The sequence below is a fragment of the Acutalibacter sp. genome, assembly GCF_056800975.1.
This window is the reverse complement of record NZ_JBQISV010000015.1, coordinates 1-24,053: the sequence shown is the minus strand read 5'-3', so window position 1 is coordinate 24,053 and position 24,053 is coordinate 1. Positions and strand designations below refer to the sequence as shown.

General features: G+C 61.4%; 24 protein-coding genes. 13 read left to right on the top strand and 11 right to left on the bottom strand.

What is annotated here, in order from left to right; all coding sequences use genetic code 11:
* Nucleotides 1-131: 131 nt before the first annotated feature.
* The 7 genes from ACTO5E_RS03165 (at nucleotide 132) to ACTO5E_RS03135 (ending at nucleotide 8,083) form a co-directional block, all read left to right on the top strand.
* Nucleotides 132-1,883 carry a Na/Pi cotransporter family protein gene (locus tag ACTO5E_RS03165; protein ID WP_482301515.1) on the top strand — a complete coding sequence of 584 codons (1,752 nt, stop codon included), beginning with the start codon at nucleotides 132-134 and terminating at the stop codon, nucleotides 1,881-1,883.
* Nucleotides 1,884-1,937: 54 nt separating this feature from the next.
* Entirely contained in the window at nucleotides 1,938-2,624 is a 687-nt protein-coding gene (locus tag ACTO5E_RS03160; RefSeq protein ID WP_482301513.1) for a winged helix-turn-helix domain-containing protein, read from the top strand.
* Nucleotides 2,605-4,002, top strand: coding sequence for a sensor histidine kinase (locus ACTO5E_RS03155; RefSeq protein WP_482301509.1), 1,398 nt, complete (start codon nucleotides 2,605-2,607; stop codon nucleotides 4,000-4,002). The genes ACTO5E_RS03160 and ACTO5E_RS03155 overlap by 20 nt, the downstream gene beginning before the upstream one ends.
* Before the next feature lie 423 nt (nucleotides 4,003-4,425).
* Complete coding sequence (locus ACTO5E_RS03150) at nucleotides 4,426-5,457, top strand: DnaD domain protein (protein ID WP_482301506.1); 1,032 nt, start codon at nucleotides 4,426-4,428, stop codon at nucleotides 5,455-5,457.
* Nucleotides 5,458-5,502: 45 nt separating this feature from the next.
* Nucleotides 5,503-6,477, top strand: a complete 975-nt coding sequence (locus tag ACTO5E_RS03145) for an ATP-binding protein (RefSeq protein WP_482301504.1) — start codon at nucleotides 5,503-5,505, stop codon at nucleotides 6,475-6,477.
* 83 nt (nucleotides 6,478-6,560) lie between these two features.
* A complete protein-coding gene (locus ACTO5E_RS03140) occupies nucleotides 6,561-7,616 on the top strand; it encodes a Gfo/Idh/MocA family protein (RefSeq protein WP_482301502.1) in 1,056 nt (351 codons plus the stop codon).
* 35 nt (nucleotides 7,617-7,651) lie between these two features.
* Nucleotides 7,652-8,083, top strand: a complete 432-nt coding sequence (locus tag ACTO5E_RS03135) for a GNAT family N-acetyltransferase (RefSeq protein ID WP_482301500.1) — start codon at nucleotides 7,652-7,654, stop codon at nucleotides 8,081-8,083.
* 127 nt (nucleotides 8,084-8,210) lie between these two features.
* On the opposite strand, the gene ACTO5E_RS03130 is transcribed toward ACTO5E_RS03135, so the two are convergent.
* Nucleotides 8,211-9,494 (bottom strand): bifunctional folylpolyglutamate synthase/dihydrofolate synthase, encoded by a 1,284-nt coding sequence (locus ACTO5E_RS03130; RefSeq protein ID WP_482301499.1) that lies wholly within the window; start codon nucleotides 9,492-9,494, stop codon nucleotides 8,211-8,213.
* A 512-nt stretch (nucleotides 9,495-10,006) separates the two neighbouring features.
* Here ACTO5E_RS03130 and ACTO5E_RS03125 point away from each other — a divergent pair.
* Together ACTO5E_RS03125 and ACTO5E_RS03120 are read left to right on the top strand one after the other, a co-directional pair.
* Nucleotides 10,007-10,552: an RNA polymerase sigma factor gene (locus ACTO5E_RS03125; RefSeq protein WP_482301497.1), complete on the top strand. Its 546-nt coding sequence runs from the start codon at nucleotides 10,007-10,009 to the stop codon at nucleotides 10,550-10,552.
* Nucleotides 10,527-12,209, top strand: coding sequence for a hypothetical protein (locus ACTO5E_RS03120; RefSeq protein ID WP_482301495.1), 1,683 nt, complete (start codon nucleotides 10,527-10,529; stop codon nucleotides 12,207-12,209). Before ACTO5E_RS03125 ends, ACTO5E_RS03120 begins: the two co-directional genes overlap by 26 nt.
* A 61-nt stretch (nucleotides 12,210-12,270) precedes the next feature.
* On the opposite strand, the gene ACTO5E_RS03115 is transcribed toward ACTO5E_RS03120, so the two are convergent.
* The 3 genes from ACTO5E_RS03115 to ACTO5E_RS03105 form a co-directional block, all read right to left on the bottom strand.
* Nucleotides 12,271-12,936 (bottom strand): potassium channel family protein, encoded by a 666-nt coding sequence (locus ACTO5E_RS03115; RefSeq protein WP_482301493.1) that lies wholly within the window; start codon nucleotides 12,934-12,936, stop codon nucleotides 12,271-12,273.
* A gap of 99 nt (nucleotides 12,937-13,035) precedes the next feature.
* Nucleotides 13,036-13,656 carry a potassium channel family protein gene (locus ACTO5E_RS03110; RefSeq protein WP_482301492.1) on the bottom strand — a complete coding sequence of 207 codons (621 nt, stop codon included), beginning with the start codon at nucleotides 13,654-13,656 and terminating at the stop codon, nucleotides 13,036-13,038.
* A gap of 5 nt (nucleotides 13,657-13,661) precedes the next feature.
* Nucleotides 13,662-14,198 (bottom strand): SH3 domain-containing protein, encoded by a 537-nt coding sequence (locus ACTO5E_RS03105; RefSeq protein WP_482301490.1) that lies wholly within the window; start codon nucleotides 14,196-14,198, stop codon nucleotides 13,662-13,664.
* Between the two features lie 480 nt (nucleotides 14,199-14,678).
* Between ACTO5E_RS03105 and rpsB the strand changes: the two genes are divergently transcribed.
* From rpsB to ACTO5E_RS03090, 3 genes are all read left to right on the top strand, one after another.
* A complete protein-coding gene (rpsB, locus tag ACTO5E_RS03100; protein WP_482301489.1) occupies nucleotides 14,679-15,434 on the top strand; it encodes a 30S ribosomal protein S2 in 756 nt (251 codons plus the stop codon).
* 148 nt (nucleotides 15,435-15,582) lie between these two features.
* Nucleotides 15,583-16,497 (top strand): translation elongation factor Ts, encoded by a 915-nt coding sequence (gene tsf / locus ACTO5E_RS03095; protein ID WP_482301488.1) that lies wholly within the window; start codon nucleotides 15,583-15,585, stop codon nucleotides 16,495-16,497.
* 72 nt (nucleotides 16,498-16,569) lie between these two features.
* Entirely contained in the window at nucleotides 16,570-17,400 is an 831-nt protein-coding gene (locus ACTO5E_RS03090; protein ID WP_482301486.1) for a GNAT family N-acetyltransferase, read from the top strand.
* A gap of 58 nt (nucleotides 17,401-17,458) precedes the next feature.
* On the opposite strand, the gene era is transcribed toward ACTO5E_RS03090, so the two are convergent.
* From era to ACTO5E_RS03055, 7 genes are all read right to left on the bottom strand, one after another.
* The gene (gene era / locus ACTO5E_RS03085) at nucleotides 17,459-18,364 is read right to left on the bottom strand and encodes a GTPase Era (protein WP_482301484.1); all 906 of its coding nucleotides are present in this window, start codon (nucleotides 18,362-18,364) and stop codon (nucleotides 17,459-17,461) included.
* A gap of 19 nt (nucleotides 18,365-18,383) precedes the next feature.
* A complete protein-coding gene (locus ACTO5E_RS03080) occupies nucleotides 18,384-18,731 on the bottom strand; it encodes a hypothetical protein (protein WP_482301483.1) in 348 nt (115 codons plus the stop codon).
* Between the two features lie 153 nt (nucleotides 18,732-18,884).
* Nucleotides 18,885-19,379 (bottom strand): diacylglycerol kinase family protein, encoded by a 495-nt coding sequence (locus tag ACTO5E_RS03075; RefSeq protein ID WP_482301481.1) that lies wholly within the window; start codon nucleotides 19,377-19,379, stop codon nucleotides 18,885-18,887.
* A complete protein-coding gene (gene ybeY / locus ACTO5E_RS03070) occupies nucleotides 19,376-19,876 on the bottom strand; it encodes an rRNA maturation RNase YbeY (protein ID WP_482301480.1) in 501 nt (166 codons plus the stop codon). Before ybeY ends, ACTO5E_RS03075 begins: the two co-directional genes overlap by 4 nt.
* 46 nt (nucleotides 19,877-19,922) lie before the next feature.
* Nucleotides 19,923-20,873, bottom strand: coding sequence for a PhoH family protein (locus ACTO5E_RS03065; RefSeq protein ID WP_482301534.1), 951 nt, complete (start codon nucleotides 20,871-20,873; stop codon nucleotides 19,923-19,925).
* A gap of 221 nt (nucleotides 20,874-21,094) precedes the next feature.
* Nucleotides 21,095-22,294, bottom strand: coding sequence for a sporulation protein YqfD (locus ACTO5E_RS03060; protein WP_482301478.1), 1,200 nt, complete (start codon nucleotides 22,292-22,294; stop codon nucleotides 21,095-21,097).
* A 9-nt stretch (nucleotides 22,295-22,303) separates the two neighbouring features.
* A complete protein-coding gene (locus ACTO5E_RS03055; protein ID WP_482301532.1) occupies nucleotides 22,304-22,522 on the bottom strand; it encodes a YabP/YqfC family sporulation protein in 219 nt (72 codons plus the stop codon).
* 108 nt (nucleotides 22,523-22,630) lie between these two features.
* Here ACTO5E_RS03055 and ACTO5E_RS03050 point away from each other — a divergent pair, with 108 nt between their 5' ends.
* A complete protein-coding gene (locus tag ACTO5E_RS03050; RefSeq protein WP_482301476.1) occupies nucleotides 22,631-23,749 on the top strand; it encodes a nucleoside recognition domain-containing protein in 1,119 nt (372 codons plus the stop codon).
* Nucleotides 23,750-24,053 lie beyond the last annotated feature (304 nt).

Sequence of the window (24,053 nt, the reverse complement as noted above, 5' to 3'; positions counted from 1 at the left end):
CCCCTTTTTTGACTGTTCCGGCCTTTGTCGGGCGGCTTTACATAGATTTTACACGATTCCGATAACAAATTTGATATGCGCCTGTTATCCTTTTCCCGTAAGGGTACCATATGAGGGAAAGGAGCAAAATCATGGATATTTTTGACGGTTTGAGCATGCTGGGCGGGCTATCGCTGTTTCTGTTCGGCATGAGCATTATGGGGCAGGCCCTGGAACGCCGGGCCGGGGGCAGGCTGCGGGACATTCTGGGGCGGCTTACCACAGGCAGAACCGCCGGGCTGCTTACAGGCCTGGGGGTTACGGCGGTGATACAGAGCTCCTCGGCGGCAACAGTCATGGTGGTGGGCTTTGTCAACTCCGGCCTGATGACGCTGAAGCAGGCCATCCATGTCATTATGGGGGCGAATATCGGCACCACGGTCACTGCCTGGGTGCTGAGCCTGGCGGGAATCGAGAGCAGCCATCTTCTGGTCCAGCTGCTGAAGCCCTCTTCCTTCACCCCCATTCTGGCAGCGATTGGCATTGTGTGCTATCTGTTCTGCAAAAGCGCCGCCAAAAAGGACACCGGCGCCATTCTGCTGGGCTTTGCCACCCTCATGTTCGGCATGGAGGCCATGTCCGGGGCAGTGGCAGGGCTCAGCCAGGTCCCTGCGTTCCGGGAACTGTTCCTGCTGTTCCAGAACCCGGTGCTGGGGGTGCTGGCCGGGGCCCTGCTCACAGCGGTCATCCAGTCCAGCTCCGCATCGGTGGGCATTCTGCAGGCCCTGGCCGTTACCGGGCAGGTGACCTATGGCGCGGCCATCCCCATTATTATGGGGCAGAACATCGGCACCTGTGTGACAGCCATGCTCTCTGCCGTGGGGGCCAACAAAAACGCCAGACGGGCGGCTATGGTGCATCTGTCCTTCAATGTGATTGGCACAGGGATGTGGCTCACAGTGTTCTGCCTGGTAAAGGCCCTTTTCTCCCCTGCTCTGCTGGATGAGCCCATCTCTCTGTTCGGCATCGCCGCCGCCCACTCGGTGTTCAACCTGCTGTGCACTCTGCTGATGCTGCCCCTCTCCGGCATGCTGGAACGGCTGGTCATCCGGCTGATTCCGGACGGGGAGAAGGCCGAGGCTGTGGCCGAGCTGGACGAGCGGCTGCTGGCCACTCCCTCCATTGCCCTTGAACGCTGCCGCGAGGTGGCCGTGGACCTGGCGGAGACCGCCGCCGAAGCCCTGCGCGAGGGCCTCACTGCCTTTGACGACAGCTCGCCTGCCCTGGCGGAGTCCATTGAGGAGAAGGAGGAGCGCACCGACCGCTTTGAGGACATTCTCGGCACCTATCTGGTGCGGCTGAGCTCTCAGCCGGTAAGCGAGGCCGACAGCATGGAGGCGGCCAAGCTGCTGAAAATCATCGGCGACTGGGAGCGTATTGCCGACCATGGGGTAAGCCTGCTGCGCTCCGCCCAGGAGCTGCGGAGCAAGGGCATTGCCTTTACCCCAGAGGCCCGGGCAGGATATCAGGTGATTGCCGCCGCGGTCAACGAAATTCTGGACCACAGTCTCACCGCCTTTGTCCGCAACGACAGGGAGGCTGCTATGCGGGTAGAGCCTTTGGAGCAGGTGATCGATATTCTCAAGGAGAGCCTGCGCACCGGCCATATCCGCCGGCTGCAGGAGGGAACCTGCTCTATCGGCGCGGGCTTTGTGTGGTCAGACCTGCTCACCGACCTGGGGCGCACAGCAGACCACTGCTCCAATATTGCGGGCTGCGTTCTGGACATGGAAGAGCACAGCATGAACCTGCACCAGTCCCTCCGGGCATTCCGGGAGGACAGCCCGGAGTTCCGGGAGAGCTATCAGGGGTATCTGAAAAAATATGCGGCCCCGGTCTCGTAAAAAAGCCCGGCTTGGTGTATAATCAGGCTATCAAAGGATAGAGGAGGAGCCAGGATGATTTATTGTGTGGAGGACGACGGCAGCATCCGGGACCTGATGCTCTACACCCTGAACGCCTCCGGCTTTCAGGCCCGGGGCTTTGAGGATGGGGCGGCCTTCTGGCAGGCGATAAAGGACCAGGAGCCGGATCTGGTGCTTCTGGACATTATGCTGCCGGGGGAGGACGGCATTTCCATATTGAAAAAGCTGCGCTCCGGCAGCGCAGCCCGGAATGTCCCTGTGATTATGACCACGGCCAAGGGCACGGAATATGACAAGGTGGCCGGGCTGGACCTGGGGGCGGACGACTACCTGGCCAAGCCCTTTGGCATGATGGAGATGGTGTCAAGGGTGCGGGCCGTGCTGCGCAGGGCAGGCCCCAAGGAGACCGGCGCGCTGCGCTGGGGCGGGATGGAGCTGAACCCTATGACCCACACGGTTCTTGCCAACGGGCAGCAGGTCAGCCTCACCCTGAAGGAGTATGAGCTGCTCCATGTCTTTTTGCAAAGCCCCGGCCAGGTCTTCACCCGGGGCCAGCTGCTGGACCGGGTATGGGGCACCGATTATCTGGGGGAGACCCGCACCGTGGATGTACACATCGGCACCCTGCGCACCAAGCTGGGGGCCTGCGGCGGCAGCATCCAGACCGTTCGCGGCGTGGGCTACCGGATGGAGGGCAGTCATGACAAAACGAATTTTTAGGACGATTTTGTTAGTGGCTGCAGGCGTGTTTGCCGCCAGCGCCCTGCTGTTTCTGTCTGTACTGTACGACTATTTCTCCGCCCTGCAGCAGAACCAGCTGAGAATCCAGACCGACCTGGCCGCCCGGGGGGTGGAGACCGGGGGGCTGGAATATCTGAATGGGCTGGAAGCGGAGCAGTACCGGGTCACCTGGATTGACGCCGGCGGCGGCGTGCTGTACGACAGCCGGTCCAGCGCCGGGGAAATGGAGAACCATCTCGCCCGGGAGGAGGTGCGGGAGGCTTTGGAACAGGGCCAGGGCGCCAGCGTCCGGGCCTCCGCCACCCTGACGGAAAAGTATCTGTACAGCGCCCGGCTTCTGCCAGACGGCACTGTGCTGCGGCTGTCTGTCGCCCAAAGCTCCCTGCTGGTGCTGACCCTGGGCATGGCCCAGCCTGCCGCTGCCATCGGCCTCATTGCGCTGGTTCTTTCCTCAGTGCTGGCTCTGCGCCTGGCGAAAAGCATTGTCCGCCCCCTGAACCGCCTGGACCTGGACCGCCCCATGGAGGGCTGGGGCTATGAGGAGCTCTCTCCCCTGCTGCGCCGCATCAACAGCCAGCAGCGGCAGCTGAAGGCCCAGAAGGACGCTCTGGAGGAAAAGCAGCAGGAACTGGAAAGGGCGGAGCAAATCCGCCGGGAGTTCACGGCCAATGTCTCTCACGAGCTGAAGACCCCCCTGCACGCCATCTCCGGCTATGCCGAGCTGCTGCACACAGGCATGGCCGGACCAGAGAACGCGGCCCCCTTTGCCGGCAAAATCTACACCGAGGCCCAGCGTCTGGTGCGGCTGGTAGAGGACATCATCAGCCTGTCCCATCTGGACGGAGGCGCACAGGAGCTGCGCCCTGAGGCTGTCGACCTGTACGAGGTAGCCGCCCAGGCTGTGGGCAGCCTGCACCAGGCGGCGGAGCCGGCCCAGGTGGCCCTAACCCTCACCGGCGGGCCCGCCCCCCTGCAGGGGGTCCCCCAGCTGCTGCACAGTGTGGTGTACAATCTCTGCGACAACGCCATCAAGTACAACCGGGCCGGGGGAAGCGTCGCTGTGGATGTGGAGCAAAAGGAGGACAGAATCCTGCTGACCGTGAGCGATACCGGCATCGGCATTCCCCTGGACCAGCAGGAGCGCATTTTCGAGCGGTTTTACCGGGTGGACAAAAGCCGCTCCAAAGCGGCGGGAGGCACTGGGCTGGGGCTCTCCATTGTCAAGCACGCGGTGATGATCCACCACGGGGAGCTCCGCCTGCACAGCGTCCCGGGGCAGGGCACCCAAGTTACTGTGGAGTTCCCCCTGCCGGAGAAGGAGGACCCCGGCCTCGTCCAGCCGGACCGCCTTGGGTGACGGCCAGATTGCCCAGCTAAGTCCCGCAAAAAGAGACCGCTGTCCTCTTTGGACCGGCGGTCTCTTTTTGCGCTTGACATTCGCCCGAGCCGCGCAGGTTCAAGGCTGCACAGGCCTCCCACACTGGGCTGTAGGCGTTTCGGGCTCTGGCAGGGGCGGGCGGCTTGGCGAAGCACCGGTCAAATGCTCCCGCTGCGTAAAATTATTCTCCGTTTTTTCCGGTTCTACCATCCGTCGACTGAGCAGACCCTCTGCCTGCCCCACAATTTCCCCTGGCGTATTTGCAATTCGGAAAAGCTGTGCTATAATGTACCAAAGGCATAGCCGGACTGTTTGCCCGGCGTTCCCCTGCCGCAAAAGGCCGGGGAGGCCCTTGCCCCATGCAGCGCACCAACCAACAACCGTCTTTTGGAGGAATGATATATGGATTACCGTCTCGACGTGGGAATGTGGAACCAGGTATTTGCCGTCCCCTGCGCCCTGGTGGACCAGCACCTGAAGCTGGCCGGAAAGGAGCAGCTTCAGGTCATCCTGTGGCTGCTGCGCTTTGGGGGCCAGGGCTTTTCGCCGGAGGAGCTGGCCCAGCGGCTGGGCATGTCCCCCGACTCGGCCCGGGACGCTCTGGACTATTGGTGCGACCGGGGGCTGCTGCGGTGCTCGGGCACGCTGCTGAGCCCCATGCCCCAGCAGGAGGAGCCCCGCCCTCAGCCGCCCCAGAAAGAGGCCCCAGCACCCGCCACTCCTGAGCCAGCAGCGGCCCCGCCCAGTCCCCCTCAGCCGGAAACGCCCAAGGTGCTGCCTCCCAAAAAACGTCTGCTCCGCCCGGATGGAGAGCACATGGCCGCGCGGATGGCAGAGTCGGAAGGGATGCGCTTTCTTCTGCAAGAGGCGGAGTCCGTGCTGGGCAGGACCCTCTCCCCTGCCATGTCCTCGGTTCTGGTGACCATTACCGACGACTACGGCCTGCCTGTGGAGGTGACTGTGATGCTGCTGCACTATGCGGTGGAGAGCGGGCATATGGGCACAAGCTATATTGACGCTGTGGCCCGGGACTGGGCGGAGAACGGGATTTTTTCTGTGGAGGCCGCAGAGGAAAAGCTGCAGGCTCTAAGCCGGGAGCGGCTGGCCTGGCAGCGGGTTTCCGCCGCCGCCGGGCTCAACCGCCGTTCCCCCAGCAAAAAAGAGGCGGAGCGGGCCTGCCGGTGGGTGTATGCTTGGAGCTTCTCAGACGAAATGCTCGCCTGCGCCTACGACGAGTGCGCGGAGCACACCGGCAAATTCAGCGCCGCCTATATGGACAAGGTACTTACCGGCTGGCATGACAAGGGCATTCAGAGGCCTGAGGAGCTGGCCGCTGCCAAGGCCCAGGCCAAGGCGGAGGAAAAGACTGCCAAAAGCTATGACATTGACGAGCTGATGGGCATGAGCAGTCTGGACCTGCCAGAGGAGCTGTAACGTCCCCTGTACATCCACCACTATTTTCAGAAGGAGCTTTTTCCTATGAGCTATGACAGAAGGGTTCTGGAGGCCGCAAGGCTTGAGCTGGAACAGCGGAAGCAGACCGCCGAGGCCTCTGCCGCTGCCCGGCAGCAGGAATTTTTCCAGCGTTGTCCCCGGGCGGAGGAGATTCGCCGGGAGCTGGCCCACAACGCGGCGGCCGCCGCCCGGGCCGTGGTCTCCGGGGGCGATGTACGCGCCCAGATGGAGCGTCACAAGGCCCATGGGCTGGCCCTCAGCCGGGAATATGACGCCCTGCTGGCCGGCTGCGGACTCACCCGCAGGGACCTGGCCCCCGCCTACCACTGCTCTGAATGCAAGGACACCGGCTTTGTGGACGGGCGTATGTGCGCCTGCTACCGGCAGCTGCGCAAGCAGACCGCCTACCGGCAGCTCAGCGACGGCCTGCCCCTGGCCGCCAGCAGCTTTGAACGCTTTTCTCTGGAATGCTACCAGGACGACCCCCGGGCCCTGAAGCAGATGGGGGCCATTCTGCGGGCCTGCCGGGAGTATGCGGAGCGGCTGCGGCCCCACTCCCCCAGCCTGCTGTTCTACGGGGGCACGGGCCTGGGCAAAACCCATCTGTCTCTGGCCATTGCCAACGCCGCCATTGAGAAGGGCTTCGGGGTGGTATACGGCTCGGTGCAGAGCTTCACCAGCTCCTTTGAGAAGGAACGCTTTGACCGGGAGGACGAGCAGAGCACCGCCAGCTCCATGAAGGACTGCGACCTGCTGATTCTGGACGACCTGGGGGCAGAGTCTGAGTCCAAATACATCAACGCGGCTCTTTATGACGTGATCAACACCCGGATGATGGCGGACAGGCCCACCATTATCAGCTCCAACCTGAATCTCAAGGAGATCGAGAGGCGGTATGGAGAGCGGCTGGCCTCCCGCATTGCCGGGTACTATGGCAAGCTGGAATTCATGGGCCGCGACATGCGGGCAAGCGCCCAACGGAAGCGGAGCCGGAGCTGATTTTCTTTCTCCCGCTCTTGATTCCCCCTTATCAATATGTTATAATAATAACACCAATTATTCTGTCTTCGGAGGTATTTTTCATGTCTAAAATCGTCAATGTGGCCGTAGTCGGCTATGGCGGCATGGGGGGCTGGCACACCCGCCGGCTGCAGGAGATTCCCCAGGTCCATCTGGCCGGGGTCTACGACATTCTGCCCGAGCGCAACCAGGCCGCTGAGGAGGCCGGCATTCACGCCTACCAGTCCTACGAGGAGCTGCTGGCCGACCCTGCGGTCGACGTGGTCACTGTGGCTATTCCCAACGACGCCCACCGGGATGTGTGCATTCAGGCCATGGAGGCGGGCAAGCTTACCATCAGCGAGAAGCCGGTCACCATGTCCACCGCTATTCTGGAGGAGATGATCGCCGCCTCGGTGCGCACCGGCTCCAAGTTTACCGTCCACCAGAACCGCCGCTGGGACGAGGATTTTCTGGTGGCGAAAAAGATTGTGGAGGACGGCCAGCTGGGCCGGGTGTTTGCCATCCAGAGCCGGGTCCATGGCAGCCGGGGCATTCCCGGCGACTGGCGCAACACCAAGGAGCACGGCGGCGGCATGGTGCTGGACTGGGGCGTGCACCTGCTGGACCAGATGAACATGATGATGGGCCGCATGCCCGAGACCGTATACGCCACCCTCTCCAATGTGACCAATGAGGAGGTGGACGACGGCTTTACCGCCACCTTTACCTTCCCCGACGAGAACGGAGGCATTGTGTTCACCGTGGAGGTGGGCACCAGCAACTTCATCAACCTGCCCCGGTGGTATGTAGAGGGTCTGAACGGCACGGCCGTGATCGAGGACTTCCATGTCAACGGCAAAATTGTGGTGGCCACCAGCGATGAGAAGCACGACGCAGTGCCCATTGTCACTGCCGCCGGCCTGACCAAAACCATGGCCCCCCGCACCGAGGACACCATCAAGGAGCTGCCTCTGCCCCGGGTGGAGACGGATATCAAAGACTACTACCGGAACGTGGCCCAGGCAGTCAACGGCGAGGCAGAGCTCATTGTCACCCACGACCAGCAGCGGGAGCTGATGCGGCTGATGGAGGCCATTTTTGAGTCCGCAGAGAAAAACCAGGTGGTCCGCTTCTGAGGGGCCTCTGACCCCTGTGAAAGGAGGCCTCTCCTATGGTCACCATAGAAAACCAACGGCTGACTGCCGGAGAGTACATAGATTTTCTGAAGCGCACAGACCTGGGCTCTCAGTACCCCAAGGAGCGGTTTGAGGAGCGCATTCAGCGGCTGGTGGAGCATGTCCCCATCAGCCTCGCCGCCCGGGACCAGGCCGGGCAGCTGGTGGGCGTGTGCTTTGGCATTACGGACTTCGCCTATTGGCTGTTCATCACGGACCTGGGGGTTGCCCGGGACTGGGCAGGCCGGGGCATTGGCACCCGGCTGGTGCGCCGGGCCCACCAGGAGGCCGGCGGCGAGAAGGACGTCATCCTTTACACCTGCGCCAACCGGAACGCGGTGCCCTTCTACCAGAAGCTGGGCATGGAGCATTCTCAGGACGTGATGGAGTACAATCATATTGACTGGACAGAGTTCACGGTTTCGTGACCGTTAAGCACAGTCGGACATAAAGAAGCCCCTGCGGTCCCTGAAAAGGACAGCGGGGGCTTTTTGGGACAAGAAATATGTGGGGAAACAGGTAACAACTGCTGAGATATGGGCCTTACCGGACCAGTCAGCCGGCAAATTTCTCTATGAGCAAATCCCGTATCTCCCCCGCCAGATAGAAGGAGCCGCAGACAATCAGAGCGTCCTCCGGGGCCAAGTGGGCAGCGGCAAGGCTGACCGCCTGGCCGCAGTCCTCTGCCACCAGCGTCTGGGGGCAGAACCGGGCCGCAGTCCGGGCCAGGTCTTCGGCGGGCAGGGCCCGGGGATTGTTGGGGGTCACTGCAATAATCCGCTCAAACTGGGGGCCGATCAGCTCCAGAGCCGCGGCGCTGTCCTTGTCCGCCAGCATACCGATAACCGCCGTCTTTTTCCCTGGGACCAGCCGCTCCAACGCCTCCCGCAGAGCCTGGGCGCAGCCCGGGTTGTGTCCGCCGTCCAGCAGGCAGAGGGGGCTGTGGGAGAGCACCTCCATGCGGGCGGGAATAAAGGCGTGGGCAAAGCCCCTGAGCAAAGCCTGGTCAGAAATTTCAAAGCCCCGCTGCCGTAGAATTTTTACCACCTCAAGCACCACAGAGGCGTTTTTCAGCTGATGTCCCCCTAAAAACGGAGTGCGCAGGGTCAGCCCCCCGGCCTGGAACTCGGTGCCGTCTATGGTCTCCCGAACCGGCCGAACGTCCTCCATGGAGGGAATCACCAGCTCCCCGCCGTGCTGCCGGCAGGCCTCCTGAATAATGGCGGTCACTGTGGGCTTCTGCTCCGGGTAGAGCACCACGCGCCCCCCCTCCTTGATCACCCCGGACTTCTCCCGGGCGATCTGCTCCACGGTGTCCCCCAGCCAGGCGGTGTGGTCCAGAGAAATGGACATCATGGCCACGGCCTCCGGGGTGGGGATCACATTGGTGGCGTCATGAAGCCCCCCCATGCCCACCTCCATCACGGCAATATCGCAGCGTTCCTGGGCAAACCAGTGAAAGGCCACCGCAGTCACCAGCTCAAACTCAGAGACCCGTATCCCCTGGGCGTCCAGACGCTCTACCACCGGCCAGATGACATCCATCTGCTCTGCCAGCTCCTGCTCGGTGATCATTCTGCCGTTAATCTGAAAACGCTCCCGGAAGCTGAGCACATAGGGTGAAATATTTTTGCCGACCTTGTAGCCGCTCTCCTGCAGCACACTGGCGGTGAGGGTGCACACAGTGCCCTTGCCGTTGGTGCCGCACACATGGACATAGCGCAGAGCCTCCTGGGGGTCGCCCAGCCCGGCCAGAAGGGCCTTGATGCGGTCAAGACCAGGCTGCATACCGAAAAGGAGGCGGGAATCGATTTTTTCAATGGCTTGCTGATAGGTCATGGCGAGTCCTCCTGAGAAAAAGATACATGGAGAGTATAGCATAGTTGAGAGCTGGGGTCAAGAGCGGAGAGAGACCGGGAGTGTCCTTTCGCGCATTTTATAACGGGACTGATTTATAGGGGCAGTTCCCTGTAATTACCCATTTATCCGGAGTTCTCGGAACGAAGACCCAGACAGAACCTCTATATAAAATCTGCGAATGCGACTCTCCCGAGAGACCAGGACCTGCTCCGAGCGCAGCCCAGGAGTGAAAAACCGTATATTCCGCCGTATTCGCCTTTGAGGCGGTTTGGGGCATCATATATTCTGACAAACGCAGGGAGATGGTATAATGTGTTCTGGCAAACACAAGGAGAAGCTCTGAAGCGCCACGCGCTTCTCTTTTGCTACGCAAAAGTGCCGGATTTCTCCAAGCAGATATGTAAAAAATATTTTTTGCCTGCAACCTTTTGGCCCTCTCCTGCGCCTAATGGGTGTAAAAGCTTTTATAGACTGAAAAAAGGAGGGACGAGATGGCCGACTTAATAGAGAAATGGGTGCGCCAGGCCCAAACCGGCGACAAAGAGGCGTTCATCCAGCTGGTCGAGTCCCAAAAGCTCTCGCTGACCCGGGCGGCTCTGGCCATCCTCCACAACCAGGAGGACGCCGCCGACGCAGTGGCCGAGACCGTGCTGGAGGCCTTCTGCCACCTGCGGGACCTGCGCCAGCCCAAATACTTCCGCACCTGGCTCATGCGGGTGCTCATTAACAACAGCCGGGATATTCTCCGGCAGAGAAGCCGCACCCTGCCCCTGGACCAAGCGCCCGAGCCTACCGCAGAGCCCCCCGGGGACCAGGCCCTGGACGTGCAGCAGAGCCTGGCCGCTCTTCATGCCAACGACCGGCTGGTGCTGACCCTGTACTACCTGGACGGCCTGCCTGTGCGGGACATCGCCCGGATGCTGGACCTGAAGGAGGGGGCGGTGAAGTCCCGGCTGAAACGGGGCAGAGACCGGCTGAGGAAAATCTATCTGGAAAGAGAGGGTGAGATCTATGAAGCGAAATCTACATGCCATTGACCCGGCAATCCTCACCAGCCTGGACCTGCCCGCCGTCCCCCAGACCGTGGAGGACCGGCTGCGCCAGGCATATGCCGCGCTGCCCGATACGGTCCCCACCCGGCGAAGGCTGCCCCCCTGGGCCCGCAGAGGACTGACAGCCGCCGCCAGCTGTGCCGCCGCCTTTGGGCTGCTGCTGGGCATGAATGGAGCCAACCCCGCCTTTGCCGAGAGTCTGCCCCTCATCGGCGGGGTGTTTGCCAGCATCAACCGCCAGTGGAACCCCAGCCAGAACTGGCAGGAGAACCAGAACCGCATTCAGGCCCTGGCGGTAGAGTGCGGCGGCGAGCCAGTCACTGTGCCCGCCGGGGGGCTGTTGGAAAAGCCCTTCCAGGTTCAGCTGAAGGAAGTATATTACGACGGATATTTTGTGTTCGCCGGCCTGGAACTTCAAATGGAGCAGGACTATGAGGGTGTGCAGGTGAGCCACATGAAAGGGTACGACATCCTTCTCAACGGCGAGAGCCAGGTGCCCCACAACGACCAGGGTCAGGCGGACTATACTGGGGCTGACACCCAGGGCTTTGCAGACCTGAGCGAGGACCACATTATCCCCATGGGCCAGGGAGTATACCGGACCCAGCGGGCTTTCCGGGTGCCGGAGCGGCTGCAGGGCGCGGACAGTCTGGACGTCACCCTGTGCTTTGAGGAGCTGTGGGAGCCGGGCTCCTCCTTCTTTGGAACCAGCGGAACCATTAACTCCAGCCCCTTCGCTTTGAGCTTCACGGTCCAAAAGCAGGAGGCGGACCTTCGCGCCATCGACTGTCAGGGCATAGAGATGGGAGGCGTGAAGCTGGTCTCTGCTTTCACCAGCTCCACTGCCCTGAGCATCACCGTGGAGTACGACGCCAGCCAGTACCGCAACCCCGCCGCAGGCGCGACCTTTGAGGACGGCATCGACATGGGAAGTCTTCACGCCCAGCACGGGCACGGCAGCCTCCTCAACCCCCAGGGCGGCACAGAACAGGCGATCTCTGTTTACGCGGGCCTGAGCCCGGAGGAGGACCGGAAGGTAGTGTGGCGGCTGTTTGACAAAAACGGCTCGCAGCAGGTGGAGGCTGTATTTATTCTGGACTTCCAGAAGGGCACAGTCCAGGTCGGCGGCCCGGAGGACGTACCCACTGCGCCGGTGTTTGACTATGCCTGCGGCATTGAGGCCGTCAGAGGCTTTGGCGGCGGCTACCAGGTGGAGCTTCTCCACCTGAGCCAGTCCAAGCCTACCATCTATATTCAGACGGACGACAGCCCCCGGAACCTGCGGATGGAGTTCTGCCAGGAGGGACAGACCTTGGTCACCCGGGAATTTTCCCCGGAGATTCTTCATCGCGGAGATTACCATGAGTATTACAACCTGACCAACGGCTCCGCCACGGTCCGGGATGAGGACCGCTACCCGGACTCCGAGCACGACAGCTACATGGTCTTCCTCCCGGAGCTGTATGTGGCGCTGGACCCCAGCCAGCCGGTAACGGTGAAGCTCTACGACAAGAGCAGCAGCGAGCTGCTGATGGAGGAGACCGTCACCCTCACCCAGAGCGAGGTGCATGAGCCGCCCCCCAGCGATCTCCACGAGGAGGAGGCGGACGGCGTATGTGTGTCCAGTGAAGCAGGGGAATAAACAGGCAACAGATAAGCAAAAAGGCTCTGCCAGAAGGCAGGGCCTTTTTCTGTCCGCACGGTCAGTCCTTCACCGCCCCCAGCACCCGGCGCAGGGCCCGGCGGCTTTTCTCCTCAGCCACGGCCACCAGCTCGTCCCCTGGGCGCAGCACCGTGGAACCGTTGGGAATAGTCAGCTCCCCTCCCCGGATGAGGGAGATGACCAAAGTGCCCTGGGGAAATTTCACGTCCTTCAGGGCCATAGCCTCCCAGGCAGTGTTGTAGGGCAGGGTCATGGAGACGATCTCCCCCTTACCCTGTTCCAGGCTGGCGATGAGATGCATGTGGGCCGAGTCAGCCTCCTGCTCAATGAGCTGCACCACCAGGTCGGTGCTGCTGACCACATTGGGAATGCCCAGGGCCTGAAAGGTCTCGGCGTTGCGGGGGTCGTTCACCCGGGCGATGACCTTTTTCGCGCTGAAATGCCCCTGGGCCAGCTGGGCGGCCACCAGATTGTCCTGGTCCACTCCGGTCACTGCCATCACGCAGTCCGCTCTTCGGGCTCCTGCGGCTTCCAGCACCTCCACATTGGTGCCGTCCCCAGGAAACACCGCCGCATCCAGCTCATCGGCCAGCTGCACGCAACGGGCCCGGTCCTTCTCAATCAGGCAGACCTCATGCCTGCGCTCCAACAGCAGCCGGGCCAGGCTCTTTCCTGCCTGCCCGCCGCCCACCACAATCATTCTCATCTTCCCGCACCCGCCTCTCTTTTCACACAGCAAAGCTGACCGGCAGCAGCAATACTTGTCGGCAGCTACGCTCGCCGTCAACAGCCAGCCCTTTTCCTGTCAATCGATCTTTCTGGCCACCACCAGCGAGTCCCCCTCGCTCAGAGGAATATTGCCGATGGCCTCTTTGAGTATAAACCGCCCGTCCTCCTTCACCACCCCGAAGACGCCTCCCTCGGGCAGGTCCACGTCTCCGGTGGTGCGGCCAAACCATCGCCGCTCTACCGGCTGGACCTCCAATGCCACTGTGGCCGCGCCAAAGGTGACCTGGCGGCTCTGCCAGGGGCTCACCAGCTCGGTAACCAGCTTTTCACCGGCCATGTTGGTGGGACACACGGTCAGCAGGCCCACCCGCTCGAAAATGTCCTCCCGGGCCGGGTCTGAAATACGGGCGGCAACCCGTTCCACCTTGAAATACTTTTTCGCAATCTGCCCCACGGCAATGTTCAGGTTGTCGTCTCCTGTGGTGACCGCCACCGCGTCGCAGCTCTCAATGCCGGCCCGGCGCAGCACGTTCAGGTCCATGGGAAAGCCCACCTGAGTCACCCCGCCAAAGCCCGGGTCCAAAAGCCCCAGACGCTCGGGGCTCTCGTCCACCACCACCACGCCGTGGCCCCGGCTGTCCAGCTGCTGGGCGGTCTCCCGGCCCAGCAGACCGCCGCCTATAATCAGCACATTCATTCTGTCTATTCCCCGTCCTCGTCACTGCCCGGAGCCGGGCTGGCCGTGGCCGCGGGACTGGGGCTGGCGCCGCCGGGAGCATTTGTGGCTCCAGCCTCAGGGGTCGCGGTGGGGGACGCGGTGGGAGCGGTCATCAGCTGCTGGTACTGCTCTATGGTGATGTCCACCACCTGGACGAACTCCGCCGACACAAAGGCCGGCCCGCCCTCATACTGCACCTGATACCACCCGTCCTGGGCGGTTTCTGACAGAAGAGCCAGCTTGGCGTCCTCCTCCACCATGCCCAGAATATCGCTGTCGGTAGAGGCGCTTTTACGCACGTTCAACACGTCCGCCGTAACCTTGACCGCCTTGGCCGTGGCCGCCGGGGTGGGCGCAGCGGTAGCCGCTACAGGCGGGATGGAGGCCAGCCCCGAGCCCGTGCTGGAGCTGCTGTCCTTCTCCTTGTCCCCGCAGGCCGCAAGGCCCCCCACCAGCAGACAGCCTGCCAGCAGAGCCGCCAGCCCGCGCTTTGCCGCCTTTCTGTTAATCCTGATTTCCAATCTGCGTTTTCTGCTGACATTTTTCATAATCTGCCCCTTTCCGGTTCTCCCATTCCAGTTTGATCCGGCGAAACGCCGCCCTGTTCTGTTCCATATTCTGTGATGCGGAAGCACATCCTCTGTCTGTTAGACTTCCGCCAAGTCTTTCTGGTAAGCTGCCAAAGAGGGAACTGTCGATATTTTTCCATTTTGTCCCCCGCCTAAAGCCTATGTATATATTTTAACATAATCTGCGAAAATGTCTACCGGTTTTTGAAATTTTTTGCCCATCCGGCTGAAGATTTTTTTGGAATAACTGGGGAAAAAGGCTTGATTCCCACAACAGGTTGTGGTATAATACCAGATGCCAAAACACACGCCGGGACTGCGGCTCTGGTCCAAGGCCTCTCCCCTTCCTGAACAATGACTGAGGGAGGCTGGCTGCGGTCGGCCCGCAAAAAATTTGTCCCGGCGGAGGATAAAACCAGGAGGTATTTTCAAATGGCAGTCGTATCTATGAAGCAGCTGCTGGAGGCCGGCGTTCACTTCGGCCACCAAACCCGCCGCTGGAACCCCAAAATGGCCCCTTACATCTTCACCGAGCGCAATGGTATCTATATCATTGACCTGCAGAAGACGGTGCGTAAGCTGGAGGAGGCCTACAATTTCGTCCGCGACCTGGCTACCGAGGGCAAGAACATCCTGTTTGTGGGCACCAAAAAGCAGGCCCAGGAGTCTGTGCGCGAGGAGGCTACCCGCGCCGGCGCTTACTTTGTCAACGCCCGCTGGCTGGGCGGCATGCTCACCAACTTCTCCACCATCCGCACCCGCATCCAGCGTCTGGCCCAGCTGCGCAAAATGGAGGAGGACGGCACCTTTGACCTGCTGCCCAAGAAAGAGGTCACCAAGCTTCAGCTGGAAATTGAGAAGCTGGAAAAGTACCTGGGCGGCATCAAGGACATGAAGTCCTATCCCGGCGCCCTGTTTATTGTGGACCCCCGCAAGGAGCGCATTGCCGTGTCTGAGGCCCGCAAGCTGCACATCCCCATTGTGGCCATTGTGGACACCAACTGCGACCCGGATGAGATTGATTATGTGATTCCCGGCAACGACGACGCCATCCGCGCCGTCAAGCTGATTGCCAGCGCCATGGCCGACGCTGTCATCGAGGGCCGCGAGGGCCAGATGGGCGCTGCCGCCCGGCAGGAGCCTGAGGCGGAGGAGGCCGAGGCCCCTGCTGAGGAAGCCGCGGAGTAAGTCCAGCCATTCTCAAGAGTGATTATCATAAAGCGTCAGGCAGAGGCGCGGGGGCTGAAGAATCCGGCATGGTCTGGCAGCCCGCTGGCAGATTAGCCGCCAGCCTCCCTCTGCTCTGGGCATACTATACAGGAAGGATGTTAAACCCATGAATTTTACCGCTAAGGACGTTGCCGCCCTCCGGGAGAAGACCGGCTGCGGCATGATGGACTGCAAAAAGGCCCTGACCGAGGCTGAGGGCAATATGGACAAGGCTGTTGACCTGCTGCGCGAGAAGGGTCTGGCCGCCTCTGTGAAGAAGGCCGGGCGCATTGCCGCCGAGGGCGTGGCCTTTGCCGAGGTCAGCGAGTGCGGCAAGGTGGCCGTTGCTGTTGAGGTCAACGCCGAGACTGACTTTGTGGCCAAGAACGCCGAGTTCCAGGCCTTTGTAAAGACCTGCGCCGACACGGTGATCTATGAGAACCCCGCCGACCTGGACGCTCTGCTGGCCTGCAAGGCCCATGGCAGCGACATGACGGTGGACGCTCTGCTGAAGGACAAGATTCTCACCATTGGCGAGAACATCAAAGTTCGCCGTTTTGCCCGCTATGAGGGGGCTGTCACCTCTTATGTCCATGCCGGGGGCCGCATCGGCGTTATCGTCAAGTTTGACGTGGACGAGGCCATTGCCGCCACTGAGGGCTTCAAGGCCTATGCCCACAATGTCGCTATGCAGATTGCCGCGCTGAACCCCGAGTATCTGGACGAGAGCGCTGTTCCTGCCGAGCGGGTGGAGAAGGAGAAGGAGATTCTCACCCAGCAGATCGTGGACGAGGGCAAGCCTGCCAACATTGCCGAGAAGATCGTCACCGGCCGGCTGGGCAAGTTCTTCAAGGAGATCTGCCTGGTGGACCAGGCCTATGTGCAGGACGGCAGCATGAGCGTGAAGCAGTACACCGAGAGCGTTGCCAAGGAGCTGGGCGGCGATATCAAGATCACTGCTTTCACCCGCTTTGAGAAGGGCGAGGGCCTGGAGAAGCGCGAGGACAACTTTGCTGAGGAAATCGCCAGCATGGTGAAGTAATTTTACAAATCTCGTATTTTCGGGGGAAATGCTTGGCGGCATTTCCCCCTTTGTTTTTGAAAGGAGCGCACCATGACAGACCAACTGTTTGACTTGTTCCTTCACTGCTTCCCGGAGTATCAGACAAGCCGGGCATGGTTTGAAAATCTGTTAAAGCCCCAGGAAGCCCATGTAATTGCAGAATATGCCCAGGGCCGGCTGGCGGGGTATGCCATGATTCACGGCGGGTCCATCCCCGTGCTGTGCGTGGCGGAGAACCACCGCAAGCAAGGGATGGGCTCCCGGCTGCTGGGGGCGGCTGAGGCGTACATCCGCAGCCAGGGGGAGAAAAAGCTCACTTTGGGCTGCGGCCCTCACTATTTGCTGCAGGGCGTACCGGTTGTGGGCGAGAATGTCACCTTTTTTGAGAAGCGGGGCTACACCGCCAGCTGGACCAGTGTTAACATGGAGCTGCCTCTGGATGGGTTTGACGCTGACCATCTGGACATCCCGCCTGCGCCAGAGGGGCTCAGCTACCGCATGGCCACTGCTGCTGACATGCCTGAACTGCTGGCCGCTGTGGAAGCCGCGGAGCCCAACTGGCCCAGCAATTTTGAGAGCTGTGTGGACCCCATCTATCTGGCTGTTCTGGACAGGAGGATTGTGGGGTTTGAGATTCTCGCTCCCAATGGCGGGCGTTTTCTTAGGCCTGGGCATCAGGTCGGCTGTGTAGGCTGCGTGGGCGTGATACCTGCTGAGCAGGAGCGGGGCATTGGCATGGACATGGTCGCCAATGGCATTCAATGGCTGAAAAACCAGGGCTGTACTCTGATCGAGCTGCGCTATGTCTGGCTGGAAAAGTGGTATAGCAAGCTGGGCTTCCAGACTGTCCGCCGCCAATGGATGGGAGAAAAAGAGCTATAATTAAAGAAAGGAGTGCCTTGAGGGGCGCTCCTTTTCCCATTTTACGCTATTTTGTGCGCTACAATTCCAGGCTTTTCTCCGAAAATCCCAGGCCCAGCAGAGTCTCCGGCCGCTGCCGCCAGTCCTCTTTCACCTTGACCCACAGCTGCAAATTCACCTTGCAGTCAAAGAATCTTTCCAGGTCCTGCCGGGCCGCGCTGCCGATCTTCTTCAGCATAGAGCCCCCCTTGCCAATCAGAATCGCCTTGTGGTTGGCCTTCTCGCAGTAGAGGGTGACGTGAATCTCCAACAGGCCGTCCTCCTCCCGCATGTGCTCTGTCACCGAGGCCACCCCGTGGGGAATCTCCTGGTCCAGCAGCCGCAGCACCTTTTCCCGCACAAACTCAGCTGCCAGCACCCGCTCGGGCTGGTCGGTAAGGGTGTCCTCCTCAAACAGCCAGCCCCCTGGCTGGGCCAGACCCTTCAGCTCTTCCAGCAGCGCGTCCATGCCGTCCCCATGGCGGGCGGACACAGGCACCACCGCGCGAAAATCAAACCTCTCCGCATAGCCGGCAATCTGCTCCATCAGCCGGGACTTGTCCGGCAGGGTATCGATTTTGTTGATAGCCAGCACCGCCGGAAGCCGCCCCCGGTAAAACCGGTCAATCAGCTCCTCGTCCGCCTTGGACACCGGCGCGCCGGCCTCCACCACCAGCAGGCCGGCGTCTACTCCGTCCAGGGCGGCGTTCACTGACTGCAGCATGTAATCCCCCAGAGAATTCCGGGGCTTCAACAGGCCGGGGGTGTCCAGAAACACCAGCTGGTCCTCCCCCTCAGTCAACACCCCCATGATGCGAGTGCGGGTTGTTTGGGGCTTTTTAGATACAATAGCAATTTTCTCTCGGATCAGCTTGTTCAATATGGTGGATTTGCCCACATTTGGACGGCCTACAATGGCAATGCAGGCTGAATTCTGATTCTCCATAGCTTTCCTTTCCTGTTTGTTAATAAACCGGTATTTCCCCGGAAAAATTCTTGGCCCGCTCAATCAGCGGCCCCCGCGCCCCCAGAGTAAACGCAATATCGCTGCTGCGAATACACAGCAGTTCCATGCCTGGTGTCAGTGCCAACTCCTGCAACAACGCCTCCGGCAGCACAAGCATACCCTGGGGCGACACCCTCAGCCAGCCGTAGCGCCGGCCTTTATAGGGGGCTAACTCCCCTTCAGGCAGAGCGCAGGCATTCAGCCGGGGCGTCTCCCGCAAAATATGGCCCAGCCGGGAGGGAGCAAGCAGCCCCTTGCGGGTGACGCAGAAGCCGCCAGTGGACTTCGCGCCAGTGAAAAGGTACACCTAACCCTCCTTGCCAATGTGGTACTCCCAGACCGCCTGCTCTGGCAGGCACAGGCTTCCATCCTCCCGCACCAGGGATTTGCCGAACACAAACTTGCCGCCCTTGTTCAGTTGAGGCATTGGCCCCTCCTCCCCCATTTCCTGCGAATCTTGCTACTCCCTCCTGTCCCCAGGCCGGACAAGGGGCAGGCCAAAAACCACCCACAGGGACGCTCCCAGAGACACGGCAAAAAGCGTCAGCTTCCAGGGCGTTCCGGCAATTTGCCGGAGGACATCCCACAATTCCGGGCGCAGCAAAACAGCGGCGCCGGTCAGAGCCGCAAAAGCCGCGCTGAGCGCCACGCCTCCCGCTGCCATGTCCTTCACCACGCCAATGCGTCTGTCCTGCTGGGGCTGGACAAAGTCACAAAGCTTTTCAATGGCAGTGTTCAACGCCTCGGCAGCAGTCACCATGCCCATTGCCAGCAGCAAAAGGGCCAGCTCACCCCGGGCAATCCCCATTTTGACCGCAAAAAACAGGACATACCCGCAGGCCAAGGCGTGTATGCGCATATTTCGTTCTGAACACAGACACAGCCATACGCCCCGAAAGGCACAGCGAAAGCTGTGCAGCAGGCCGCGCCTGAAGGGCTGTCCGCCGCTCCTCATTCCTCAGGGGCATAGCTGCCGCTGGCGGGCAGGCCTAGCTCGCGCATGACCCGCTCCTCCTTCTCCCGCATACGCACCCGGGCAAGGCCCCCCTCCTCGTGGTCATACCCCAGAAGATGCAGCATGGAGTGGGCGGTCAGGTAGCCGATCTCCCTCTCCAGGGTGTGGCCATAGGTCTTGGCCTGCTCCATGGCCCGGGGCACAGAGATGACAATGTCTCCCAGAATTTTCGCGCCGGTCTCCCGGTTTTCGTCATAGACCCCGTTTTCGCCCATGGGGAAGGAGAGAACATCCGTGGCGGCGTCTTTGTTGCGGTACTGGCGGTTCATCTCCCGGATCTGGTCATTGTCCACAAAGCTCACGCTGATCTCCGCCGGGTCGGAAAAACCCTCCATCTGGAGCACAGCATGACAGCAGCGGCGGATCAGCATACGCACACCGGTGGGCACCCTGGTCTGCTTCTGTCGGTTTGAAATAATGACCCTGATCTTCTCCATTTTTAAGCATTCCTTTCTGTTGAGATCTGGTGGTTGACCCCTTGGCTTATGGGCGCCGGTCCGTCTGCTGACTGCTCCGGCTGGCCCGCTCATAGGCCCGGATGATATCCTGCACCAGCTTGTGGCGCACAACGTCCTTTTCGGTAAAACGGAAAATGGCGATATCGTCTACCCCGCGCAGCACCCGCACCGCCTCCTTCAGGCCGCTGCGCTTGCCGTCAGGCAGGTCGATCTGGGTGACGTCGCCGGTGATGACCATTTTTGAGTTGAAGCCCAGCCGGGTGAGGAACATTTTCATCTGCTCCCCGGTGGTGTTCTGGGCCTCGTCCAGTATGATAAAGCTGTCGTCCAGGGTGCGGCCCCGCATATAGGCCAGGGGGGCCACCTCAATGTTCCCCCGCTCCACAAAACGCTGATAGGTCTCAGCGCCCAGCATGTCAAACAGAGCGTCGTACAGGGGGCGCAGGTAGGGGTCTACCTTCTGCTGCAGGTCGCCGGGCAGAAAGCCCAGCTTCTCCCCTGCCTCCACAGCAGGGCGGGTGAGAATGATGCGGTTCACCTGCTGGGCCCGAAAGGCCGTGACCGCCATGGCCACCGCCAGATAGGTTTTGCCTGTGCCGGCCGGGCCTACCCCGATGGTAATGGTATTGTCCCTGATATTGTCGCAATAGGTGCGCTGGCCCAGAGTTTTGGGCTTGATGGGCTTGCCCTTGCTGGTGACGCAGATGCAGTCCCCGGCCAGGGTCGCCACCCGCTGCTCGCTGTCCTCGGCCACCAGCTGGATGCAGTAGCGCACGTTCTGCTCGCTCAGGCTCTCGCCGCCGCCAATCAGCGTGACCAACGCCCGCAGGGCCCGGGCGGCCCGGTCTGTCTGCTGGGGGTCCTCCCCGTTGATCTTCAGCTCCGAGTCCCGGAACACCAGCGAGACCCCGTACTCCTGCTCGATAAGCCGGATATTGCTGTCAAAGCTGCCAAACAGCTCAGCAGCCTGTTCCATTCTGTCCAGACTGATCTTGATTTCCAAGTGACATCCTTTCCAAGGGCGGAGGCTGTCTCCGCGCCTTCAGGGCCTCTCCTCCCCCGCTTTTGGCAGAGGAACGCCCTGCTTTCCTTTTTCAATAGACGCGCTCTGGTCTTTGGCCCCATTATACCACAAACCGCCTCCATTGTTCAACCCCAAAATTCACGAAAACCTCAAAAATATTTCAACACTTTTGGCTATTCCACAGAAATCACCCGTTCCACTCCAATGTCCTCCAAGCAGCGGCTTCTGGCGTGAAGAATACACATCCCGTCGGCAAACACATATTCCAGCTTTTCCTCCTTCACGCTCCCCCCTGGGGGTAGGGCGGTCCGTTGAGCCTCCCGAAGCTTCAGCAGAGCGGCGGTCTTCTGCTCCTTTTTGGTGAGCGGCCGCTCCTCCTCTGTGAGAAACACCGTCACCTGCCTCCGCAGCCCCAGAGGCATCTGAACCCCCAGCAGAGTCAGCCAGCTGCTCTCCTGATAGGTTCGCACCGGCCCCTGGGGCTTGGACCACAGCCCCAGAGGCATCCGCAGGCCGAAGATTTCCAGCCACTGGGCGGTCTCCCTGCCGCTTTCGATATGCTCCGTCCGGCTGGCGCCCACCTGCACGGTGAACTCCCGGTAGGTTTCCGCCACCACCTTGCCCCGGGCGGCTCCGGCGCGCTGGTAGAGCTCCGGGGGCTGAATCCCGTAGGGGTCCGGCGCCTCCTGATAGAGGCCCGCAATCAACAGCTGGTCCTGGGTCACCGTGTCCCCCAGGGACACCTCAGGCCTACCCTGACGGGCCTGAATCTCCACCACCCGGCCCTCCCGGCCTGCTACAATGTTGGAGAGCACCCCCTTCTCCTCCAGGGCCGGGGCCTGGGCACCCTCCTTCACCGCTATCTCTACAAAGCAGCCGTTGGTGTTCACACTGGCCCAGCTGAGCCGGGGCAGTTGGGTGAGAATGCTGCCGCTGGCGTTTTTGGGGGTAAAGCCCTTCCGCGGCCCCCCTACATAGACTCCGCAGTTCCTGGCAGCCTGGGTAATCTCCCGGGGGGTGACATTCTGGGCGCCGGTGATGGAGACCCCCCAGACAAAGCCGGAGAGAAACACATATAACGCCGCTCCCGCCACAGCTCCCACAAGCAGCGACTTGCGCTTTTGCAGGCGGCGCAGCTGAAAGGGCGCGCCTCTTTTTTGTACAAGCCGGGTGCGCACGCCGCAGCGTCTGCACAGGGCCCGCATTTTTTTGTATACCCCGGGCCGGACCCTAGCCACCGCCAGCCCCTCCCGCCGGCAGAAGCCCCACAGGTTAAAGCCCCGCTTTGCCGCCACGGTAAAGAACCGTGCCCCGTCCCCATGCACCTGAAACTCCACGTACCCTGAGAGCAGATGAAAAATTGCCGCCAGCATAGCCGCCTCCTAATAGCTGTAGTCCACCCCTGAAATCAAACCCTGCACTACCGCCGAATTCTCTGTCAGGCTGGTAAGCCGCAGGTCTCTGCCGCTGATGCGCACCGTCAACCGGCCTGTGCGCACCACCACTCGTTCTCCGTCATAGTCCATTACCCCGTCGCAGCCGTCCACCACGGCACAGCGGTTCCCGGTAATGGAGATTACCGCGCCGCCGGTGGGTTTCATCTCCAAATCAGCCACCCCCTTCCCTTCACTTTATGCGCCGGAGCGGGAATGTATCACCCCCGCCCGGCATAGGGTTAGGTGAAAATCATTGGATAAGGAGAATGATATATGGCTACCCTTTCCCGCTCTGGGGTCAGGCCCGCCGCCGTCCTCAGCACAGCGGGCTTTTTGCTGGCCCTGCCTGCCCTGCTGCTGTTTCCCGCCTCGGTGCGGGCCAGCGCCGCCCAGGGCATTTCCTCCTGCCTGACTGTGCTGGTCCCCTCTCTGTTCCCCTTTATGGCTCTGGCCTCCTTCGCGGTGAACTCCCCTGCCGCCCGGGTACTGGGCCGGCCTCTGGGGCCTCTGGTCCGCTGGGTGTTCCGTCTGCCAGAGTGCTGTGGGGCAGTGATTCTCATGAGCTTTCTGGGGGGCTACCCTGCTGGGGCCAGAGGCATCTCGCTGCTGTTGGAGCAGAAGCAAATCACCCCCGCCCAGGCAGGACGCATGCTTTTATTCTGTGTGAACCCCGGCCCTGCCTTTGTGGTCAGCTTTGTGGGCGTGGGGATGCTGGGAAGCGCCCGGCTGGGCTGGCTGCTTTTTCTGGCCGTGACTGCCGCCGGGCTGCTGCTGGGAGGCCTCACTGCCCTCACCGCGCCAGTCCCCCCAAAAAGCAGCCCTGCCGCCCCGACGGAGGCCTCCGGGGCCCTGGTGCGCTCTATTGCCGACGCTGCCCGGAGCGTGCTGGTCATGAGCGCCTGTGTGGTGCTGTTCTCTGTGCTCACCGGCATACTGCGCCAGTGCGGGGCCCTGCCGGCCACGGTCCGGCTGCTGAGCCGCTGGCGGGTCCTCTCCCCCATGGAATGGGCGGCAGCGCTGTCCTTCCTGCTGGAAGTTACCGGCGGGGTGGGAGACGGGCTGCGGCTGGGGGTCTCTCCTGCCCTTTTCGCCTTTGGTCTGGGCTTTGGGGGACTGTGCGTCCACTTACAGGCACTGGCGTTCTTTCCTGCCCGGCCCGGACGGCTGGGCGCCTTCTTCCTCTGCCGGCTGGCCCACGGCCTGCTGTCGGCAGGGCTTTTCTCCGCCGCGCTGCTGACCATCCCCTCCTATGCCGCCCCGGCGGCAGCGGCAGTGTGGGGGCAGGCCGCTCCCTTTGCGGGGACCTGGATGGGCGGCGCATCCCTGCTGCTGATGAGCGCGGCCTTTTTGCTGAGCTTTCCCGCAGAACAAAAGCTGTGGGGCCGCAGATGACCGTTATTACAGGCAGGCCAGAACCTTTCCCCACGGGTCAACCCCATGTCAACCAAATTGGCCCCTGATAGATTGCAGGCAGCAGGCCCCCAAAGACGGCAGAACTGGGGTGTTATCCATCCCCATACAGAAAGCCCGGGTTCGTGTTACACAGGCACTGCAAGGTCTGCTCTACCACCTGCTGGTATGACAAAGCGCAACCACAAGCCCAACATCACCCGCCGGTACTGGCCTTGTCTGTGAGTTTGCTTCGCTAACGCAACACTTCCCGAATTGCCTGGGGGAGTACTCAGCCATGTCCCCC

Excerpts from the sequence above, each read along its gene's own strand:
- ACTO5E_RS03165 (WP_482301515.1), top strand. The coding sequence starts at position 132 with ATGGATATTTTTGACGGTTTGAGCATGCTGGGCGGGCTATCGCTGTTT.
- ACTO5E_RS03160 (WP_482301513.1), top strand. The coding sequence starts at position 1,938 with ATGATTTATTGTGTGGAGGACGACGGCAGCATCCGGGACCTGATGCTC.
- ACTO5E_RS03155 (WP_482301509.1), top strand. The coding sequence starts at position 2,605 with ATGACAAAACGAATTTTTAGGACGATTTTGTTAGTGGCTGCAGGCGTG.
- ACTO5E_RS03150 (WP_482301506.1), top strand. The coding sequence starts at position 4,426 with ATGGATTACCGTCTCGACGTGGGAATGTGGAACCAGGTATTTGCCGTC.
- ACTO5E_RS03145 (WP_482301504.1), top strand. The coding sequence starts at position 5,503 with ATGAGCTATGACAGAAGGGTTCTGGAGGCCGCAAGGCTTGAGCTGGAA.
- ACTO5E_RS03140 (WP_482301502.1), top strand. The coding sequence starts at position 6,561 with ATGTCTAAAATCGTCAATGTGGCCGTAGTCGGCTATGGCGGCATGGGG.
- ACTO5E_RS03135 (WP_482301500.1), top strand. The coding sequence starts at position 7,652 with ATGGTCACCATAGAAAACCAACGGCTGACTGCCGGAGAGTACATAGAT.
- ACTO5E_RS03130 (WP_482301499.1), bottom strand. The coding sequence starts at position 9,494 with ATGACCTATCAGCAAGCCATTGAAAAAATCGATTCCCGCCTCCTTTTC.
- ACTO5E_RS03125 (WP_482301497.1), top strand. The coding sequence starts at position 10,007 with ATGGCCGACTTAATAGAGAAATGGGTGCGCCAGGCCCAAACCGGCGAC.
- ACTO5E_RS03120 (WP_482301495.1), top strand. The coding sequence starts at position 10,527 with ATGAAGCGAAATCTACATGCCATTGACCCGGCAATCCTCACCAGCCTG.
- ACTO5E_RS03115 (WP_482301493.1), bottom strand. The coding sequence starts at position 12,936 with ATGAGAATGATTGTGGTGGGCGGCGGGCAGGCAGGAAAGAGCCTGGCC.
- ACTO5E_RS03110 (WP_482301492.1), bottom strand. The coding sequence starts at position 13,656 with ATGAATGTGCTGATTATAGGCGGCGGTCTGCTGGGCCGGGAGACCGCC.
- rpsB (WP_482301489.1), top strand. The coding sequence starts at position 14,679 with ATGGCAGTCGTATCTATGAAGCAGCTGCTGGAGGCCGGCGTTCACTTC.
- tsf (WP_482301488.1), top strand. The coding sequence starts at position 15,583 with ATGAATTTTACCGCTAAGGACGTTGCCGCCCTCCGGGAGAAGACCGGC.
- ACTO5E_RS03090 (WP_482301486.1), top strand. The coding sequence starts at position 16,570 with ATGACAGACCAACTGTTTGACTTGTTCCTTCACTGCTTCCCGGAGTAT.
- era (WP_482301484.1), bottom strand. The coding sequence starts at position 18,364 with ATGGAGAATCAGAATTCAGCCTGCATTGCCATTGTAGGCCGTCCAAAT.
- ACTO5E_RS03075 (WP_482301481.1), bottom strand. The coding sequence starts at position 19,379 with ATGAGGAGCGGCGGACAGCCCTTCAGGCGCGGCCTGCTGCACAGCTTT.
- ybeY (WP_482301480.1), bottom strand. The coding sequence starts at position 19,876 with ATGGAGAAGATCAGGGTCATTATTTCAAACCGACAGAAGCAGACCAGG.
- ACTO5E_RS03065 (WP_482301534.1), bottom strand. The coding sequence starts at position 20,873 with ATGGAACAGGCTGCTGAGCTGTTTGGCAGCTTTGACAGCAATATCCGG.
- ACTO5E_RS03060 (WP_482301478.1), bottom strand. The coding sequence starts at position 22,294 with ATGCTGGCGGCAATTTTTCATCTGCTCTCAGGGTACGTGGAGTTTCAG.
- ACTO5E_RS03055 (WP_482301532.1), bottom strand. The coding sequence starts at position 22,522 with ATGAAACCCACCGGCGGCGCGGTAATCTCCATTACCGGGAACCGCTGT.
- ACTO5E_RS03050 (WP_482301476.1), top strand. The coding sequence starts at position 22,631 with ATGGCTACCCTTTCCCGCTCTGGGGTCAGGCCCGCCGCCGTCCTCAGC.